The organism is Gordonia sp. UBA5067 (assembly GCF_002414845.1).
Taxonomy (GTDB): Bacteria; Actinomycetota; Actinomycetes; order Mycobacteriales; family Mycobacteriaceae; genus Gordonia; species Gordonia defluvii.
In genome coordinates this window covers 26,164-42,628 of the sequence record NZ_DIAX01000086.1, presented here as the reverse complement: position 1 = coordinate 42,628, position 16,465 = coordinate 26,164, and the positions used below count along the sequence as shown (strand labels likewise).

Annotated in this window: 14 protein-coding genes; 6 read left to right on the top strand and 8 right to left on the bottom strand. The window is 67.6% G+C overall.

Annotated features, from left to right (window positions below):
- Positions 1-8: 8 nt before the first annotated feature.
- Complete coding sequence (locus B4M62_RS14535) at positions 9-929, bottom strand: HpcH/HpaI aldolase/citrate lyase family protein (RefSeq protein ID WP_290714271.1); 921 nt, start codon at positions 927-929, stop codon at positions 9-11.
- Between the two features lie 69 nt (positions 930-998).
- Here B4M62_RS14535 and B4M62_RS14530 point away from each other — a divergent pair, with 69 nt between their 5' ends.
- Positions 999-2,318, top strand: a complete 1,320-nt coding sequence (locus B4M62_RS14530) for a polysaccharide biosynthesis protein (RefSeq protein WP_290714270.1) — start codon at positions 999-1,001, stop codon at positions 2,316-2,318.
- On the opposite strand, the gene B4M62_RS14525 is transcribed toward B4M62_RS14530, so the two are convergent.
- The 4 genes from B4M62_RS14525 to B4M62_RS14510 all read right to left on the bottom strand — a co-directional run bounded on the left by B4M62_RS14525 (position 2,293) and on the right by B4M62_RS14510 (position 7,529).
- Positions 2,293-3,072 (bottom strand): polysaccharide deacetylase family protein, encoded by a 780-nt coding sequence (locus tag B4M62_RS14525; RefSeq protein WP_290714269.1) that lies wholly within the window; start codon positions 3,070-3,072, stop codon positions 2,293-2,295. The genes B4M62_RS14530 and B4M62_RS14525 overlap by 26 nt on opposite strands.
- Positions 3,073-3,094: 22 nt before the next feature.
- Positions 3,095-3,904, bottom strand: a complete 810-nt coding sequence (locus B4M62_RS14520; RefSeq protein ID WP_290714268.1) for a DoxX family protein — start codon at positions 3,902-3,904, stop codon at positions 3,095-3,097.
- A gap of 183 nt (positions 3,905-4,087) precedes the next feature.
- Positions 4,088-6,292, bottom strand: a complete 2,205-nt coding sequence (locus tag B4M62_RS14515) for a 3-hydroxyacyl-CoA dehydrogenase NAD-binding domain-containing protein (RefSeq protein ID WP_290714267.1) — start codon at positions 6,290-6,292, stop codon at positions 4,088-4,090.
- A 25-nt stretch (positions 6,293-6,317) separates the two neighbouring features.
- Complete coding sequence (locus B4M62_RS14510; protein WP_290714266.1) at positions 6,318-7,529, bottom strand: acetyl-CoA C-acetyltransferase; 1,212 nt, start codon at positions 7,527-7,529, stop codon at positions 6,318-6,320.
- Positions 7,530-7,655: 126 nt separating this feature from the next.
- Here B4M62_RS14510 and B4M62_RS14505 point away from each other — a divergent pair, with 126 nt between their 5' ends.
- The 4 genes from B4M62_RS14505 (at position 7,656) to B4M62_RS14490 (ending at position 11,718) form a co-directional block, all read left to right on the top strand.
- Positions 7,656-8,840: a TetR/AcrR family transcriptional regulator gene (locus B4M62_RS14505; RefSeq protein WP_290714265.1), complete on the top strand. Its 1,185-nt coding sequence runs from the start codon at positions 7,656-7,658 to the stop codon at positions 8,838-8,840.
- Complete coding sequence (locus tag B4M62_RS14500; RefSeq protein ID WP_290714264.1) at positions 8,837-9,805, top strand: adenylate/guanylate cyclase domain-containing protein; 969 nt, start codon at positions 8,837-8,839, stop codon at positions 9,803-9,805. Before B4M62_RS14505 ends, B4M62_RS14500 begins: the two co-directional genes overlap by 4 nt.
- A gap of 105 nt (positions 9,806-9,910) precedes the next feature.
- Positions 9,911-10,888: an ATP-binding cassette domain-containing protein gene (locus B4M62_RS14495; protein ID WP_290714263.1), complete on the top strand. Its 978-nt coding sequence runs from the start codon at positions 9,911-9,913 to the stop codon at positions 10,886-10,888.
- Positions 10,885-11,718, top strand: a complete 834-nt coding sequence (locus tag B4M62_RS14490) for an ABC transporter permease (RefSeq protein WP_290714262.1) — start codon at positions 10,885-10,887, stop codon at positions 11,716-11,718. Before B4M62_RS14495 ends, B4M62_RS14490 begins: the two co-directional genes overlap by 4 nt.
- Before the next feature lie 90 nt (positions 11,719-11,808).
- Here the strand turns inward: B4M62_RS14490 and B4M62_RS14485 are convergent, their stop codons facing one another.
- A complete protein-coding gene (locus B4M62_RS14485) occupies positions 11,809-13,095 on the bottom strand; it encodes an ROK family transcriptional regulator (RefSeq protein ID WP_290714261.1) in 1,287 nt (428 codons plus the stop codon).
- Positions 13,096-13,393: 298 nt separating this feature from the next.
- Between B4M62_RS14485 and B4M62_RS14480 the strand changes: the two genes are divergently transcribed.
- Positions 13,394-14,077, top strand: a complete 684-nt coding sequence (locus tag B4M62_RS14480; RefSeq protein WP_290714260.1) for a histidine phosphatase family protein — start codon at positions 13,394-13,396, stop codon at positions 14,075-14,077.
- Here the strand turns inward: B4M62_RS14480 and B4M62_RS14475 are convergent, their stop codons facing one another.
- Entirely contained in the window at positions 14,078-15,094 is a 1,017-nt protein-coding gene (locus tag B4M62_RS14475) for a phosphotransferase family protein (RefSeq protein ID WP_290714259.1), read from the bottom strand.
- The gene (locus B4M62_RS14470) at positions 15,087-16,307 is read right to left on the bottom strand and encodes an acyl-CoA dehydrogenase family protein (protein WP_290714258.1); all 1,221 of its coding nucleotides are present in this window, start codon (positions 16,305-16,307) and stop codon (positions 15,087-15,089) included. Before B4M62_RS14470 ends, B4M62_RS14475 begins: the two co-directional genes overlap by 8 nt.
- Between the last annotated feature and the right edge of the window lie 158 nt (positions 16,308-16,465).

Below are 16,465 nucleotides of genomic sequence, written 5' to 3'. Positions count from 1 at the left end.
GGCAGCCGCTAGAAGTGGTAGGTGTCCGACGGGGCGGCCGAGTGACCGGCTTCATCGGTGGCGTAGCTGCTCGACGTGATGCCGTAGGCGCGGGCGAGGTCGAGGATCTTCGTAGCACGGGCGATCCGGGGCAGGTCCGAGCCGTTGCGGATTTCACCGCCGTCGCGGTCGAACTCGGCGAAGAACTCACGAGCCCAGCTGATGTCGTCCTGTGACGGCGACAGTCCTTCGTTGACGGGCGCACACTGCTCCGGGGTCAGGCAGATCTTGCCGGTCATTCCGAACTCGACACTGACCGACGTCGCCTCCGATAGTTTCAGTGCGCTCGAGCCGACTGTTGGGCCGTCGATCGCGCTGGGCAGGTGCGCCGCCTTCGCTGCGATGGTGAACCGCGACCGGGTGTACGCCAGAGTCGCCGGGTTCTCGCCGAATCCGGTGTCGCGGCGGAAGTCGCCGATGCCGAAGGCCAACCGGAATGTGCCCTTGGCGGTCGCAATCTCGCCGATCCGCTCGAGTCCGCGCGCGGTCTCGACGAGCGCGACGATCGGAACGTTCGGCAGCCGCTTCGCGGTCTCGGTGACGTGGTCCATCGATTCGACCATGGCGAGCATCACGCCGCCGATCGATGTTTGGGATAGTGCCGCCAAGTCGTCGGCCCACCACGGTGTGCCGAATCCGTTGATACGGACCCAGTCGTCATGACCTTCGTTCATCCACCGCACCGCGTTGTCACGCGCGGTGACCTTGTCTTTGGGTGCGACCGCATCTTCGATGTCGAGGATGACGATGTCGGCACGTGACCGCGCGGCCGGTTCGAAGCGTTCGAACTGGGCACCGTTGACGAGGAGCCAGCTGCGCGCCAGCACGGGGTCGATGCGCGATCCGACATCGTCGGCGTCGGCGTTGGTCACGAATTCTTGGTCGTACACGCCCTCTATCGTCGCCTATCTGCCCTGGCGATGCCAAAGCGGCCGGGCTGAGCGGGCACACTGTACGCCGTGAGTGTTGGAGGCGGCGCCGGGAGCGAAGCGAGCGGGCCCAATCAGCACGGCGCCGGAAGCGAAGCGAACGGGCCAAAGCGGTTCATTGGTGTGGTGCGCTCGGTGGGCGCGGTGACGGCGGGGGCGATGGTCGCGAATGTCGCGGCCTACCTGGTGGCGATTCCGGCCAGCCGCGCACTCGGGGCCGCCGACTACGGGGTTTTCGGCGTCATCATGGCCGCAATGGTCGTGGTGGCCGCACCGTCGATGGCCGTGCAGGCGGTGATCGCACGCGAGGTGGTGCGGGGTCGGCCCGGTTTGGCAGGGCTGGGGTTGCAGTCCGGGGCGTTGGTGGCGGTGCTGTCGCTGATTGCGGGTGCGGTGTTGGTGCCGCTGGTGCGAGTGCCCGTGGCCGCTGCGGCGGCCGGTTTGGTGATGGCGCCGTTGATCACGCTGACGGCCGCGGCACTGGGGTTTGTGCAGGGACGGGGCGATTTTCGTCGGCTCGGATGGTTGCTCGCGCTGGTGGGGGTGGTGCGGTCGGCACCGATGATCGTCGCACTGGCGTTGGGTGTTTCGTCCACGGGTGCGCTGTGGGTCGGCGCGGCGGGGACGCTGTTGGCCACCGGTGTGACGTGGCGATGGGCGAAGGCGCCAATTTCGTCCGAAGGAGCGGATCCCGAGGTCAATACGTCCTCGACCGGGCCCACCCCGGACGAAATTGGCAGCTCCGCCCGGGGAGGCACTGACGTTTGGAGTGTGCTCGCCGCCTCCCAGGTGCAGCTGGCACTGCTCGTCGCCGTCTCGCTCGATCTACTCCTGGCCCGCGTCGTGCTCTCCGACGCTGACGCCGGAATCTACGCACTCGGGGCGGTGGCCACCAAGGCCGCGTTCTGGCTGCCCCAGGCGATCGGGACGGTGGTGTATCCGCGGCTCGCAGCACCTAATCCGAAGACGCGGTCGTTGCTCGTCGCGCTCGGCGTCGTCGCGGGAATCGGTGTGACCACAGTTGCCGGCACGTGGCTTGTCTCGCCGGTCGTCCCGCACATCGCCGGCGACGAATACCAGCCATTGGCCGGACGTCTCTGGCTCTTCGCCGCGACGGGGGCGATCCTCGCCATTCTCGCCCTGCTGCTTCTCGCGGTAATCGCGGTGCGCCGGACGGTGATCGGAATCGCGGTCTGGGTGGCGGCGGCGGTCGAAGCCGCCGCGATCCTGGCGTGGGCCGATTCGGTGACGTCGCTGGTGACGATTGCGGCGGCGTCGGCGGCCATCATGACGGCCGGTTGCCTGCTTCCGATCGTCGCCCCGGTCAGGCGAAGTAGTCGTTCAGGGTGACCATCTGCAGCCGTCGCTCGCGGATGATCTGGGTGAAGTGGTGATACACGTGGGTGACGGGATCGTGGTTGGCATGGCCGATGACGATCCGCTGAGGCTGGAAGTACTTGCGCGCCGCACCAATCAGGAACTTCTCGGTGACCACACTCGAGTCTGACAGCGACCCGTACCAGAGGGTCGGCACCGGGTAGCCGAGATCGGCGGCAACCTTGTCGACTTGATCGTTGTGAAAGCCGTACGGCGGACGGTAATACGGAACGCCGTCGATCCCATATTCGCTGCGGAGGAAGCGCTTGGTCCGACGCAGCTCCTCGGCACATTCACGCGCCGTCAGCGACGTCAGGTCCGGGTGGCTCCAGGTGTGGTTGCCCAACTGAACCTGCCCGGATTCGACGAGCGGCCGCAGCGCGGCCCGGTTCTCCCGCCACGAGTCGTATTGGCCGGTGACGAAGAACGTGAACCGCGCACCGGTGTCTTTGGCGAACTGGCAATACGCCGCCACGACGCTCGAATTCGCGCCGTCGTCGACGGTCAGTGCCAACGCGCGCCCCGGGCCAGGCAGTTTCGTGATCGTTGTATCGGGGCGCGGCGCCCGCGTCGTCGGCAATGCGCCTTGCAGTGGCGGGCGCGGCGGCGGTGGCGCCAGATGCCGCTGGGCGGATTGGTGCGGCGGGGCGGCCGCGTTCGACGAGCAGCCGGTCAGTACGCCGGCGGTGCCGGCGGCGAGCGTCGCAAGAAAGGTTCGCCTGTCCACCGCCGCACCGTAACCGACCAGCCTATGCGCCGGCTGTGCGCCAGTTGCGGCGCCGGCAGCGGACGTGGCGCGCCGCCTCCTGCGCGCTCGCCCGCAACTGATCGGCGACGACCGGTGCACGGTCCGCGACGGCACCAGTCAGTTCGCCGGCCTGGTACCTTGCCTGTTCGAATACCGCCGGCGCGCGGTCGGCCACCCGCATTGCGACGGCTTCAGCCTGGTCGCGGCCCCGGTCGAGCATGCCGGCCGCGGCCTCGCCCCACTCGTGTGCGTGTTCGCCCAGCGCGTGGGCGTCATCGGTGGCCCGCTCGGCCATCTGCGCCCACGCCGAGGACCCCGCCTTGGCGCCGATGGGCAGTGCCGCTGCGACGGCCATCTTGGCCTCATCGGCCTTTCGGCGTCCGCGCCAGGCCAGCGAGGGCTGGCCGGCGGTGTCCGCACTGGCGATCAGGACGCCCCCGAGGAGCCCGAGGTTCTTGATGAAGGACACTTTGCGGGTCTCGCGACGCACCGGATCGGTCTCGGTCCAGAAGGCGCCGTCGTAAACGGTGGTCGGAATCAACGTGCCCGCGAGGACCGCCGACGCGACGCGGGGCACCCGACCGGTCGCCAGTAGGACGCCGCCGGCGATCTGCAGTCCGCCGTTGACCCGCATGGCCGTCGCCGCGTTCGCCGGGACCACGGCGGCGACCTCGGCGGGCAGGGCATCGCGGCCGGCGTCCACCAGCGGCTGTGCGGTGTCCACGGTCGCCGGTCGGGCCCGCAGGGCGTCGATGCCGGAGACGACGAAGGCGGAGGCGAGCAACGGGCGGGCGATCGTGCGGAGAATCATGTCGGACCTTCCAGGGTCGGCGCGAGGCTCGAATGTTCCACCGCGCAGTCGCGAATATTCGTTGGGGTACTTCCACGAGGGTAGGCACAAACCGTGACTCATGCCGCCTACCCGACCAACAGATCAGGTCCCGCACTCGGCAACCGAGTGCGGGACCTGATCAATCGTGCGAGGTGTTGGCGCCTAGGCGTTGACCTTGGTCAGCGTCTCGTTCGTCAGCTTCTCGCCGCGAGCAGCCTTCTCCACCAACGATGCCGGCGGGGTGAACTGCGCTCCGTACTTCGACGCGAGGTCGTTGGCCCGCTCGACAAAGCCCGCCACCCCGCCGTCGTACTGGTTGATGTACTGGACGACGCCACCGGTCCACGCCGGGAAACCGATACCGAAGATCGAACCGATGTTAGCGTCCTCGACGGAGGTGAGCACACCCTCGTCGAAGCACTTCACCGTCTCGAGCGCCTCGGCGAAGAGCATGCGCTCCTTCATGTCCTCCAGCGGGATCACCTTGCTGCCGGACTTGAAGTGCTCACGCAGACCCGGCCAGAGCAGGGCGCGCTTGCCATCGGTGTAGTCGTAGAAGCCCTTGCCGTCCTTCTTGGCGGTGCGGCCGTTCTCGACCATCCAGTCGATGACGTCGTAGGACCCGTGGTGCGGGAACTCGACGCCGGCTGCCGTGGCCGCCGCCTCGGTCTCCTTGCGAATCTTCTGCGGCAGCGTCAGGGTCAGCTCGTCCATCAGTTGCAGCGGCGGCGCGGGATATCCGGCCTGCGAACCCGCCTGCTCGATGAACGCCGGCTCGATGCCCTCACCGACGGCCGCGACGGCCTCATTGAGGAACGTGCCGATGACGCGGCTGGTGAAGAAGCCACGACTGTCGTTGACGACGATGGGAGTCTTGCGGATCGCCAGCGTGTAGTCGATAACCTTCGCCAGGACGGCGTCGGAGGTCTTTTCACCCTTGATGATCTCCACCAGCGGCATCTTGTCGACGGGGCTGAAGAAGTGGATGCCGATGAAGTCCTCGGAACGCTTCACACCCTCGGCGAGGATGGTGATCGGCAGCGTCGACGTGTTCGACCCGAGTACGGCGTCGGCGTCGACGATGTCCTCGATCTCCTGGAAAACCTTGTTCTTGACCTCGACGGACTCGAAGGCCGCCTCGATCACGAAGTCGACGCCCTTGAAGTCGGCCGGGTCCACGGTCGGGTGGATCCGGTCGAGCAGGGCCTTCGACTTCTCCTCAGTTGTCTTGCCGCGCGAGAGGGCCTTCTCCTCCAGCTTGACCGAGTAGTCCTTGCCGCGCTTGGCAGCGTCGATGTCGATGTCCTTGAGGACGACCTCGATCCCGGCCTTCGCCGAGACATACGCGATGGCCGCACCCATCATGCCGGCGCCGATGACGCCGACCTTCTTGGCGGTGTACTTGTCGAAGCCCTTGGGCCGCGAGCCACCACCGTTGATGTGCTGCAGGTCGAAGAAGAACGCCTTGATCATGTTCTGCGCGACCTGGCCGGTGACCAGCGAGACGAAGTAGCGGGTCTCGATCAGGTCGGCGGTGTCGACGTCGACGTAGGCGCCCTCGATGGCCGCGGCGAGGATCGCGCGCGGAGCCGGCATGTTGGCACCCTTGAGCTGCTTGCGCAGCAGCGCCGGGAAGGCCGGCAGGTTGGCGGCCACCGCCGGGTTGGTGGGGGCGCCGCCCGGGATCTTGTAGCCCTTCACGTCGAAGGGCTGCTGTGCCTCGGGGTTGTCCTTGATCCACTTCTTGGCGGCCGGGATAAGTTCCTCCACGGTGCCGACGACCTCGTCGACCAGACCGGTCTCCTTGGCCTTAGTCGGGTTGAACTGGGTGCCCTGCAGCAACACGCCCATCAGTGCGTTCTGCATACCCAGCAGGCGCACGGTGCGCACGACGCCACCGCCGCCGGGGAGCAGGCCGAGAGTGACCTCGGGCAGGCCGATCTTGCTGCCGCGCGTGTCGGCCGCGACACGGTAGTGGCAGTGCAGTGCGATCTCGAGGCCACCGCCGAGGGCGGCGCCGTTGATGGCGGCGACGACGGGCTTGCCCAGGGTCTCCAGGCGACGCATGGTTGCCTTCATCCCGTTGGCCCGCTCGGTGATCGCGGTGGCGATATCGGCCTTGGTGACATCCTTGGGCTTATCGGCCGTCATGTCTTTGAGGTCGCCACCGGCGAAGAACGTCTTCTTCGCCGAGGTGAGGATGACACCGGCGATGTCGTCCTTCTCCGCTTCGAGCCGCTCGACGGTCGCGTTCAGCGACGTTACGAACAGGTCGTTCATCGTGTTGGCGCCCTGATTGGGGTCGTCCATGGTGAGGATGACGACGCCGTCGGCGTCCTTCTCCCAGTTGAACATGTTCTCGCTCATGGTTTCTTCCAAGTCTTTCTGTGAATTAGAGGCGCTCGATGACGGTCGCGACGCCCATGCCGCCGCCGATGCAGAGGGTGACCAGGCCGTAGCGGCCGCCCGTGCGCTCCAGCTCGTCGAGACAGGTGCCCAGGATCATGGCGCCGGTGGCGCCGAGCGGGTGGCCCATGGCAATGGCGCCGCCGTTGACGTTGACCTTGTCGTGCGGGATGTTCAGGTCCTTCTCCCACTTCATGACGACCGACGCGAAGGCCTCGTTCAGCTCGAAGACGTCGATGTCTTCGACAGTCAGACCGGCCTTCTTCAGCGCCAGCTCGGTGGCCGGGGTGGGGCCGGTGAGCATGATGGCGGGCTCCGAACCGATCTCGGCGAAGGAGACGATGCGGCCGCGCGGCGCCATGCCGTTGCGCTTGCCGGCCTCTTCCGAACCGATCAGTACCAGGCCGGAACCGTCGACGATGCCGGAGCTGTTGCCGCCGGTGTGGACGTGGTTGACCTTCTCGACGTTCGGGTACTTCTGCATGATGACGTCGTCGAACCCGGCCATGTCGGCCAGGCCCTGGAAGGCGGCCTTGAGCTTGCCGAGCTGCTCGGCGGTGGTGCCCGGGCGCATGTGTTCGTCGCGGTCGAGAACGACGACACCGTTGATATCGGTGACGGGCAGGACCGACTTGGCGAAGTAGCCCGACTCCCATGCCTTGGCCGCGCGGGCCTGCGACTCGGCGGCGAACGCGTCGACGTCGTCGCGGGAGAAGCCCTCGATGGTGGCAATCAGGTCGGCGCCGATGCCCTGCGGGGCGATGTAGTTGTCGTAAGCGGTGGCGGGGTCCATGAAGAGCGCACCGCCGTCGCTGCCCATCGGGACGCGCGACATCGACTCGACGCCGCCGGCCAGGACCAGGTCGTCGAAGCCGGAGGCAACCTTGGCCGCAGCCAGGTTCACGGCCTCCAGACCCGAGGCGCAGAAGCGGTTGATCTGGGTACCCGGAACGGTCTCCGGCAGGCCCGAGACGAGGGCCGCGGTGCGGGCGATGACCGCGCCCTGCTCGCCGACCGGCGAGACGACGCCCAGCACGACGTCATTGACGTCGGCGGGGTTGAGGCCGCCGTGGCGGGCGAGGAGCTGGTTGATCAGACCCGAAACGAGGTCGACCGGCTTGACGCTGTGCAGCGCGCCGCCGCGCTGCTTGCCACGAGGCGTGCGGACCGCCTCGTAGATGAATGCTTGTTCAGGCACGGATGTTCCTTTCACACGAACCATCGTTGGTTACGAATTGAAGACTAACGCCCAATAACTTTTTTGGCTATACCCGGTGGTCAATTGGTTCATCTTTGGGCAATCGTGGGCTATGGTCTGTTCACCATGACCGTCCAATCCGCCCGTGCGAGCCGACCGGCCGATCGTCGCCGGCAGCTCATCGAACGTGCCGCCGAGCTGTTCGTGCAACGCGGATACCCACATGTCTCGATGGCCGACATCGCCCGCGCCGCCGGCGTTACCGCCCCGTCGCTCTACCGACATTTCACCGACAAGCGCGACCTCCTGGGCGCGGCCGTGCTCACCGGCGTTGACGATCTGGAAGCGTGCACCGAACGCGCCCTCGCTACCCCGGGATCCACCGAGGAGCGCGTGCGGGCACTGGTCGAATTGATCGCCAAACGACCCGACTCGGCGTCGCTGTGGCGGTGGACCGGCGCCTACCTGACCGATGAACAGAACCGGGACGTCGCGCTGCGCACCCGCGCGGTGCTGCGCCGGTGGTCGGACGCACTGTTTCGTGACGCCGCCGAGCTGGCCGACTGGGAACGCTCCCAGTTGGTCTGGGCGCTGCTGAGTGTCGCCGGATCGAGTGCGGTGCACACGTCGCGCCTGTCACCAACCCGTGAAATCGACGAATTGACCAATCGCGCACTGCGCCTGCTGAACCTCCGTCCGGCTCAGGCTCCGCCGCGGCTGCCCGGGGTGCCGGCTTCGCCGTCGACGACCCGTCGCGACGAGATCCTCGACGCCGCGTCGCGACTCTTCGCCGAGCGCGAATACGCGGACGTCGGCGTCGACGAGATCGGTGCGGCCGTGGGGATCAGTGGCCCTAGCGTCTACAACCATTTCTCGTCGAAGGCAGCGATCCTCGTCGGGATCGGCCAGCGCAGCGCCGCTCGCCTGGAGGTGGGTGTGATGGCCGCCTACGGGCTCTCGGCCGATCCCGCGGAAATCCTTGCGGCCCTAGTAGATTCGTATGTCACGGTGATCACCGCAACCCCTGACCTGTCCGTCTCGTTCAACAACTCCTCGGCCCTGCGCAACGAACCCGCGGCCACCGAGCTCCTCGACAGCCAGCGCCGGTATGTCGCGCGCTGGATCGATCTGCTGGCCGCCGCGCAGGGCCTGACCGTCGCCGAGTCGGGGGTCGGGGTGCACGCCGCGCTGTCGATCGTGAACGACGCGGTGCGGCTGCGGCGCGGTACGTCGCGCCCGGAGTTCGGCGCGCAGATGGCCCACCTCATGAAGGGTGTACTGGGGGCCTGCGTTGCTACCGTTGAGCCATGAGTGACGGGTCGCAGTCCGGCGACGCTCCAGCTGACGACGAACCCCGGTACAGCCGCGACGAACTGGGCGTCGCACTGAACCTCACCCCGGAGCGGCTCGACCGACTGTGGAATGCGTTCGGCTTCGCGCGGCGCCCGTCCGACGACAAGATGTTCACCCAACGCGACGTCGACGCGCTGACCATGCTCACCGCGTCCTCCGATGTGATCCCCGAGGACGAGCAGGTCGCCACCGCCCGGGCGATCGGGCAGACGATGGCGCGACTGGCCGACTGGCAGGCCGACATGCTGCTGAATCTGGCACGCGATGAGTCGGTGCCATGGACGCCGGCGCAGATGGCCCGCGCAGTCGACGTCGTCCAGCGTCTGGTGTGGCGCCGGCACCTGAAGGTTGCGCTGACCCGCGACTCCGAAGCAGATGACTCCGCGGCCGCACAGTCGCAACGGCTGGCCGGCGTGCGCACCACCGATGTCGTCGGTTTCGCCGACATCGTCGGATTCACCAGCCTGTCCCGGCGAATCGACATGGCCGAACTGGAGACCCTGCTCGAGGCCTTCGAGGACCGGGTCCACGAAGTGATCACCGCGCACGGCGGCCAGGTCATCAAGACACTCGGCGATGCGGTGCTCTTCACCAACAGCGATGTGCCGGCGGCCGCACACACCGCACTGGCGATCCAAGAGACCGTCGCCGACGTCGAACCGGTGCCGGCGCTACGGGTCGGCATGGCGTACGGCGAAGTCCTCAACCGGCACGGCGACGTCTTCGGCGAACCGGTCAACATCGCGTCGCGGCTGTGCGGGTCGGCGCGCCCGGGAACGATCCTGGTGGATTCGCCGCTGGCCGATCAGATCGTCGACGATGAGCAGTTCCGGATCCGGCCGATCTCACCGCTGTCGGTGCGGGGGTACCGCCGACTGAAGGCGTCGACACTCGGTCGGCCGCGGGCCGCTCGAGACCACTGAATCCGACACTTCAGGGCCCTTCGTCCCCGGTAGTGGTGTTCTCGTGCCTGGCCTCGGAAAAAACTGCTAGCGCACTGTCGGACCTCTCGCCTACCGTCGAGAACCATGACCGACGCCCACGACCTCGCCATCGAAGCCATCGACCTCGTCAAGCGGTTCGGCGACTTCACTGCCGTCGACGGGATCAGTTTCCAGGTGCCGCGCGGCACCGTCTTGGGCCTGCTCGGCCCCAACGGCGCCGGCAAGACGACGACGGTCCGCATGATGACCACGCTGTCCGAGCCGACGAGCGGCACCGCCCGCGTGGCCGGCTACGACGTGCTGACCCATCCCGACGAGGTGCGCCGCAGTATGGGCCTGACCGGACAGGCGGCGACCGTCGACGAGATCCTCACCGGCCGGGAGAACATCGCGATGATCGGGGGGCTCTACGGTATCGGCCGCAAGGCACTGGCGGCACGCGGCGACCAGCTGCTCGAGCAGTTCTCGTTGACCGCAGCCGCCGACAAGCAGGTCAAGGCCTACTCCGGCGGCATGCGCCGACGCCTCGACCTGGCGGTCAGCCTGCTCGCCGCGCCGCCCGTCCTGTTCCTCGACGAACCGACGACCGGCCTCGACCCGCGCAGCCGCACCGAGTTGTGGGACGTGCTGCGCGCGCTGGTCGACGACGGGACCACGCTGCTGCTCACCACCCAATACCTCGAGGAGGCCGATCAGCTCGCCGACGATATCGTCGTCGTCGATCATGGGCGCATCATCGAGCACGGCACCGCGTTGCAGCTGAAGGAGCGGGCAGGCGCGGCGAGCCTCGTGCTGACCGTGTCCCACGCCGACGACCTATCCGCCGCCGCCGCCGTGCTGCGGCGGTCGGGCAACGAAGTGTTCATCGAATCCAGCGCCCGCCGCATCACGACCGCGGCCGGCGGGCTGGCCGACCTGACCACCGCCGCCGGCTGGCTCGACGAGTCCGGCATCGCCGTCGATGACCTGGGCCTGGCCCGACCGAGCCTCGACGACGTCTTCTTGTCGCTGACCGGCCGCCGCACCGAATCCGACGACAACGAGCAGGAGCCCGGGCAATGACCACGACCACCGCCAATTCCGCGACCGTCCTGGCGGCGCCTACCAGTCTGTGGCGCCAGTCATGGATCATGGTGCGCCGCAACCTGATCCATACCAAGCGCATGCCGGAGATGCTGGCCGACGTGACGTTCCAGCCGATCATGTTCGTGCTGCTGTTCGCCTTCGTGTTCGGCTCCTCGATCGCGGTACCCGGCAGCAACTACAAGGAATTCCTGCTCCCCGGCATCATGGGCCAGACGATCGTATTCACCGCATTCGTCGTCGCCAACGGGATCACCGGTGACCTGGAGAAGGGCATCATCGACCGCTTCCGGTCCCTGCCGATCCACCAGTCGTCGGTCATCATCGGCCGCGCCATCGCCGCGTTGCTCCACTCCTCGATCGGCATCCTCGTCATGGCGGTCACCGGTCTGGCCATCGGCTGGCGCATCCGCAACTCGATTCCCGAAGCGGTGCTCGCCTTCGCGCTGGTCCTGTTGTTCGGCTTTTCGATGATCTGGTTCGGCCTGCTGGCCGGTTCTTGGCTCAAGACCACCGAGGCGGTGAACGGTTTCATGTTCACGACGCTGTTCCCGGTGACCTTCCTGTCCAACGCCTTCGTGCCGACCGCGCCGATGCCGGCGTGGCTGCGCATGATCGCGGAATGGAATCCGATCTCGGCACTGGTCCAGGCGATGCGCGTGCTGTGGGGCAACGGTCCGGCCGCGCCATCGACCGCGCCGTGGCCCCTGCAACACCCGATTCTGGCGACCATCATCTGGTCCGTGGTGTTAACGGCAGTCTTCGCGCCGATCGCCCTGCGCGCCTACTACCGTCGCACGACCGACTGATCGCCGCCGCTGCGGAGATCCGTTCCGTGGGCGCCCCACCGATGTGACTATCACGTCGGCGGGGCGCCACGGTGCGGTTTTCAGCAGCGATCAGTCGGTGATCGCGATGGCGCCGAGCGGATCGGCGTACAGCGCATCGAGCGAGACGGCCCCGGCGGCCTGCTGCTGAACGGTCACCCCGGCCCGGGACACCCGGACATCCCGCCGACCGGTGACACTGGTGTCCCGAATGACCTTTGCCACCACCGGCAGCGTCTGCGGTGCATCGGTGAAGGCCTGCCCGCCGAGCACCACATGATCGGGGTTGAAGATGTCGGCGATCAACGCGACCGCCCGACCGAGGACCTCGGCGCGCTCGGTCAAGATGTCCCGGGCGATCTCGTTGCCGTCGCGGGCCGCCTCGTGGACCTCGGCGATGTCGGCGAGATCGAGGCCGGCGGCTCGAGCAGCGGCGACGATGCCGGTATCGCTGGTCGCGGCCTCAAGCTGGCCGGTGCGGTGCGGGTCGATCAACGCCGTCGCCCCGATCGGGAAGTGCCCGATCACCGGCGGCCCACCGCTCGGTGTGTGCACCGAACCGTCGACACTGAACGCGACGCCCACCATTTCGCGGGCATAGAAGTAGAGGAAGCTCGATCGCTGAGCGGGATTGGCGACCAACTCGGCGGCGGCCATCGCCTCCACGTGCGACGCCACCGACACCGGGTAGCCCAGGGTTTGTGCGAAGATTCTGCCGACCTGGGCCTGCGACCAGCCCAGCCGCGGGTGGTCGACGACACCGCCGTCCTGCACCCGTCCGCCGAGCGTGACCCCGACCCAGCGGATCTCCCGGTTGCGCCACCGCGCGAGGAAGCCCGACACGCTGTGCGCCAAGGAGACGAGGGTGTTCTCGGCCCCCGCATCGGCGGGAGTCGGCACCGAGATCGCGCCGACGACGCGGTGCAGCAGGTCATGTGCAGTGATCGAGGTGACCTTGTAGCCGATGTGCACACCGATGGTCAGATGCTCGGCGACAGAGATCTCCACGGGTAATCGGGGCCGGCCGACGGCGCCGGCGGGTGCGAGGTCGCTTCGCTCACGGATCAGACCGGCCTTGAGGAGGGCGCCCACCTGGCGGTTCACCGTCGAGACGGACAGCCCGGTGGACTCCGCGATCTCGTCGCGAAACACCGGCGAGGCGAGGCGAACGGCGCGCAACACCTTCGCGGCGGGCCTGTCCGACAGTGCGAGGTCCGGCGTCGTGACGTGCACGTGGTGGTCGGGCCGATGCCGTGCCGGCGCCGGCGCACCGATCGGGCGCGGTGAACGGACGTGCGGGGAGCGTTGAGCCGGGGCGAGCCGGACCGGGGTGGCGGGGAGATCCAGAATGCTGGTCATGGCGTTGTCCTGAGGTGTGTGCCCACGCGAGCAAGCGCTCATCAGCGTCGGCGGGGTGAATGCGGGCGGCCCGGGATCGGGGCACTGGGATAGAACGTTCAGTGCATTCGGCAACAACACAGCATTCGCGCAAGCGGGAGACGGCAGCCCAGCGCAGTGGTCACGTAGGTGACCTCCGGGGCGCAGTTCGCATGCGACGACATGTCGGCCAAGTTAGCAGCGCAAGGCCGCGCGATGCAATACGCGAACCACCCTCGAGCGCCGAATCGTGGTCCGCGTCACCCGATACGCTGATGCCATGGGTTCCCTCTACCTGGTACGACACGGTCAAGCGCACGCGTCGGCATACGGCGCCGCCGACCACATCGACGACGGTCCGATCTCGGGCGGCCTCACCGCTACCGGGCAGATGCAGGCGCAGGTCACCGGTACCGTCCTGTCCGGACTGATCCCTCGGTTCACCACCGCGGTGAGCGGGGGGCTGGCCCGGCAGCAGCAGACGCTGGCCGGGGTGCTCGACGCCTTTGCCGAACGACCGGACGCGTCGATCGACGAGGGGTGGGACGAGTACGATCTCGCCGGACTCATGGGTGCGCCCACGACGGCCCAGTTGGCCGACGGCCGCAGCTTCCAGCAGTCCCTCGACGCGGTCTTGGGCGCGTGGGTCCGAGGCGAGGTCGCCGAGTCGGCGGCGGAGTCGTTCGACGCGTATGCGCGGCGCGTGGCACGCGCCGGCCAGCGCGCCGTCGAATCGGCGGGGTCGGGACGCAACGTTCTCGTCGTGTCGTCGGCAGGTTCAATCACGCTGTGGCTCGCCCAGCAGCTGGGCGTCCCCGCGCAGCACTGGCCACAACTGGCCGCCTCGATGATGAACGCGTCCATCACCAGGGTCATCGTCGGGCGTCAGGGCGTGACCGTGTTGTCGGTCAACGAGCACCTGCACCTGTCCGACCGCGACGGCGGGATCACGACCTTCCGCTGACTACGAAACGGCGCGCAGCCCCGCCGCGATGAACGCACCGGTCGCCTCGGCGGCCCGCTCGGCGCCCACTGCCCCCGATGACCCGCCGAGCAGCGCCCGATGGGTGATGCCCTCGGCGATGACGCCGAGTTTGAGATTCGCCAAGCCAAGGTAGAAGTCCCAGTCGCCCAAGTCTGTTCCCGTCGCCGCAGCGTAGGCCTGCGCCATCTCCTCGGCATTCGGATAGCGGTCGCTGGTCCACGCCGCCTCGAAGCCGAGGACCGTCGCAAACACGGGTTGGCGATAGATACACATGAGCGCGGCATCGGTGAGCGGGTCACCCAGCGCGGCCATCTCCCAGTCGACGACCGCAGCCACCCTGGCCGGATCGTCCCGGCCGATGATGGTGTTGTCGACGCGAAAGTCGCCGTGCACGATCGTGTTGCGCGCATCGCTCGGGACACGGGCCGAGAGTTTGGCGACGAGTGCCTCGACGTCGGACAGTTCGCGGGTCTTCACCAAACCCCACTGCCGGCCCCACAGTTTGACCTGCCGCCCGGCGAAACCCTCGGGCCGACCGAAGTCGCCGAGTCCGACGGCCTGATAGTCGACCGCATGCAGCCGGGCAAGCGTATGAACGAGCGAGTCAAAGTTGGCCTGCACCTGTTCGTCGGTCCATGCTCGCAAGTCCTCGGCCGTCCGAATCACCTGGCCGTCGACGAACTCGACGATCGTGCAGGGCGCCCCGATGAACTCTCCCTTTCGGTCGATCGCGACGGTCGGCGGGACGGGAACGTCAGTGGCCGCCAATGCAGAGGTGACCGCCCATTCACGCTCCATGTCGTGGGCCGACGGGGTCAGTCCGCCCATCGGCGGGCGGCGGGCGACCCAGTGGTGCTCATCGTCGGACACGGTGAAGGTCAGGTTGGAACGCCCACCGCTGATCAGCTCGATGTTCAGCTCGCCGACGACATCAACCCCGTTGGCGGTCAGCAACTTTCGAAGCGCCTCGGCACTCAGGCCCGGATGGTCAGGCATGGTCTCCCCTTCGTTGGGCCGCCTTGCGGGCACGGCCGACGGCGCGTTTGGCGATCGCCCAGCGATGTACTTCCGACGGCCCGTCGTAGATCCGGAACGGTCGTAGCTCATCGGCGAGGCGTGCCAGCGGCAGGTCCGCGGAGACGCCCAGGCCGCCGCACATCTGGATAGAGCGGTCAGCAACCCGGCAGAACGCCTCGGCGCCGAAGGTCTTGGCGATCGATGTCGAATCCGAGGCGTGTTCGCCCTGATCCAGCTCGTAGCAGGCTCGCTGCAGCAGGGCTCGCGCGGCGGCCAGGTCAATCTCGTTGTCGGCCACCATCTGCTGGATCATGCCGAGGTCGGCGAGCTTGCCACCGAACCCGTCGCGGTCGCGCACGTAGTCGACGGCAACGGCGTGGGCACGCTGGGCCGACCCGAGCCACCGCATCACGTGCGTCATGCGCGCGGGCCCCAATCGAACCTGCGCATAGCGATACCCCTCGTCGACCTCACCGAGAACATCCTCGTCGGGGACGAAGACGTCGGCAAACGTCACCTCGCAGTGACCGCCGATCATCGACTTGTCGATGACGTTGACGTGCCGATCAACGCTGATCCCGGAGGTCTCGGCGGGCGCCAGGAACATCGTGGCGCCGCCACGATCGCCGACCTGCCCGGCGGTGCGCGCCATGATGATGTAGAAACCGGCCCCGTCGGCGCCGGTGATGAACCGCTTGCGGCCGGAGATCGTCCAGCCGCCGTCGACCTTGGTCGCCGTCGTCGACAGTTGGTTGGGGTCCGCGCCCGCCCCGGCCGGCGCGGGTTCGGTCATCGCGAATGCACTTCGGACCTCCCCAGTGGCCAGCGGCCCGAGGTATTTGTCGCGTTGGTGCTCGCTCGCGATGTGGGCGAGCATGTGAATGTTGCCCTCGTCGGGGGCGCCGATGTGCAGCGCTACCGGGCCGAAGGTGGAGGCGCCGGCGGCGGTGAACACCGGCGAGCGGTCGGACATGTTCAGGCCGAGCCCGCCGTACTCGACCGGCGCATGGGGGGCGAAGATGCCGGCCGCCTTCGCCTTCGCGTTGAGTTCCCGCCGCAGATCGTCGCCGCCGGCGGCTTCGATGTCGCCGTCGAACCGATTCTCCACAGGCAGCACCTGCTCGGCGATGAACTCCGAGGTACGAGCTACCAGGTCGTCAACCTCAGGTGAGTACGACAGGTCAATCGGCATCTTCTTGCTCCACTTCCAACCGAGCGATCGATCGGTCTGTGGTCCACCCTAAGTCTGACGTTCCACCCAGGTCAAGAGAACGGTAGCGCCACGACCTGTGCACGGACTTGGTAACCGCCAATTGCCACACGCTAAACACTCCTCGTCACCGGCTACCC

Excerpts from the sequence above, each read along its gene's own strand:
- B4M62_RS14500 (WP_290714264.1), top strand. The coding sequence starts at position 8,837 with ATGAGTGACGGGTCGCAGTCCGGCGACGCTCCAGCTGACGACGAACCC.
- B4M62_RS14480 (WP_290714260.1), top strand. The coding sequence starts at position 13,394 with ATGGGTTCCCTCTACCTGGTACGACACGGTCAAGCGCACGCGTCGGCA.
- B4M62_RS14490 (WP_290714262.1), top strand. The coding sequence starts at position 10,885 with ATGACCACGACCACCGCCAATTCCGCGACCGTCCTGGCGGCGCCTACC.
- B4M62_RS14495 (WP_290714263.1), top strand. The coding sequence starts at position 9,911 with ATGACCGACGCCCACGACCTCGCCATCGAAGCCATCGACCTCGTCAAG.
- B4M62_RS14485 (WP_290714261.1), bottom strand. The coding sequence starts at position 13,095 with ATGACCAGCATTCTGGATCTCCCCGCCACCCCGGTCCGGCTCGCCCCG.
- B4M62_RS14515 (WP_290714267.1), bottom strand. The coding sequence starts at position 6,292 with ATGAGCGAGAACATGTTCAACTGGGAGAAGGACGCCGACGGCGTCGTC.
- B4M62_RS14520 (WP_290714268.1), bottom strand. The coding sequence starts at position 3,904 with ATGATTCTCCGCACGATCGCCCGCCCGTTGCTCGCCTCCGCCTTCGTC.
- B4M62_RS14470 (WP_290714258.1), bottom strand. The coding sequence starts at position 16,307 with ATGCCGATTGACCTGTCGTACTCACCTGAGGTTGACGACCTGGTAGCT.
- B4M62_RS14475 (WP_290714259.1), bottom strand. The coding sequence starts at position 15,094 with ATGCCTGACCATCCGGGCCTGAGTGCCGAGGCGCTTCGAAAGTTGCTG.
- B4M62_RS14505 (WP_290714265.1), top strand. The coding sequence starts at position 7,656 with ATGACCGTCCAATCCGCCCGTGCGAGCCGACCGGCCGATCGTCGCCGG.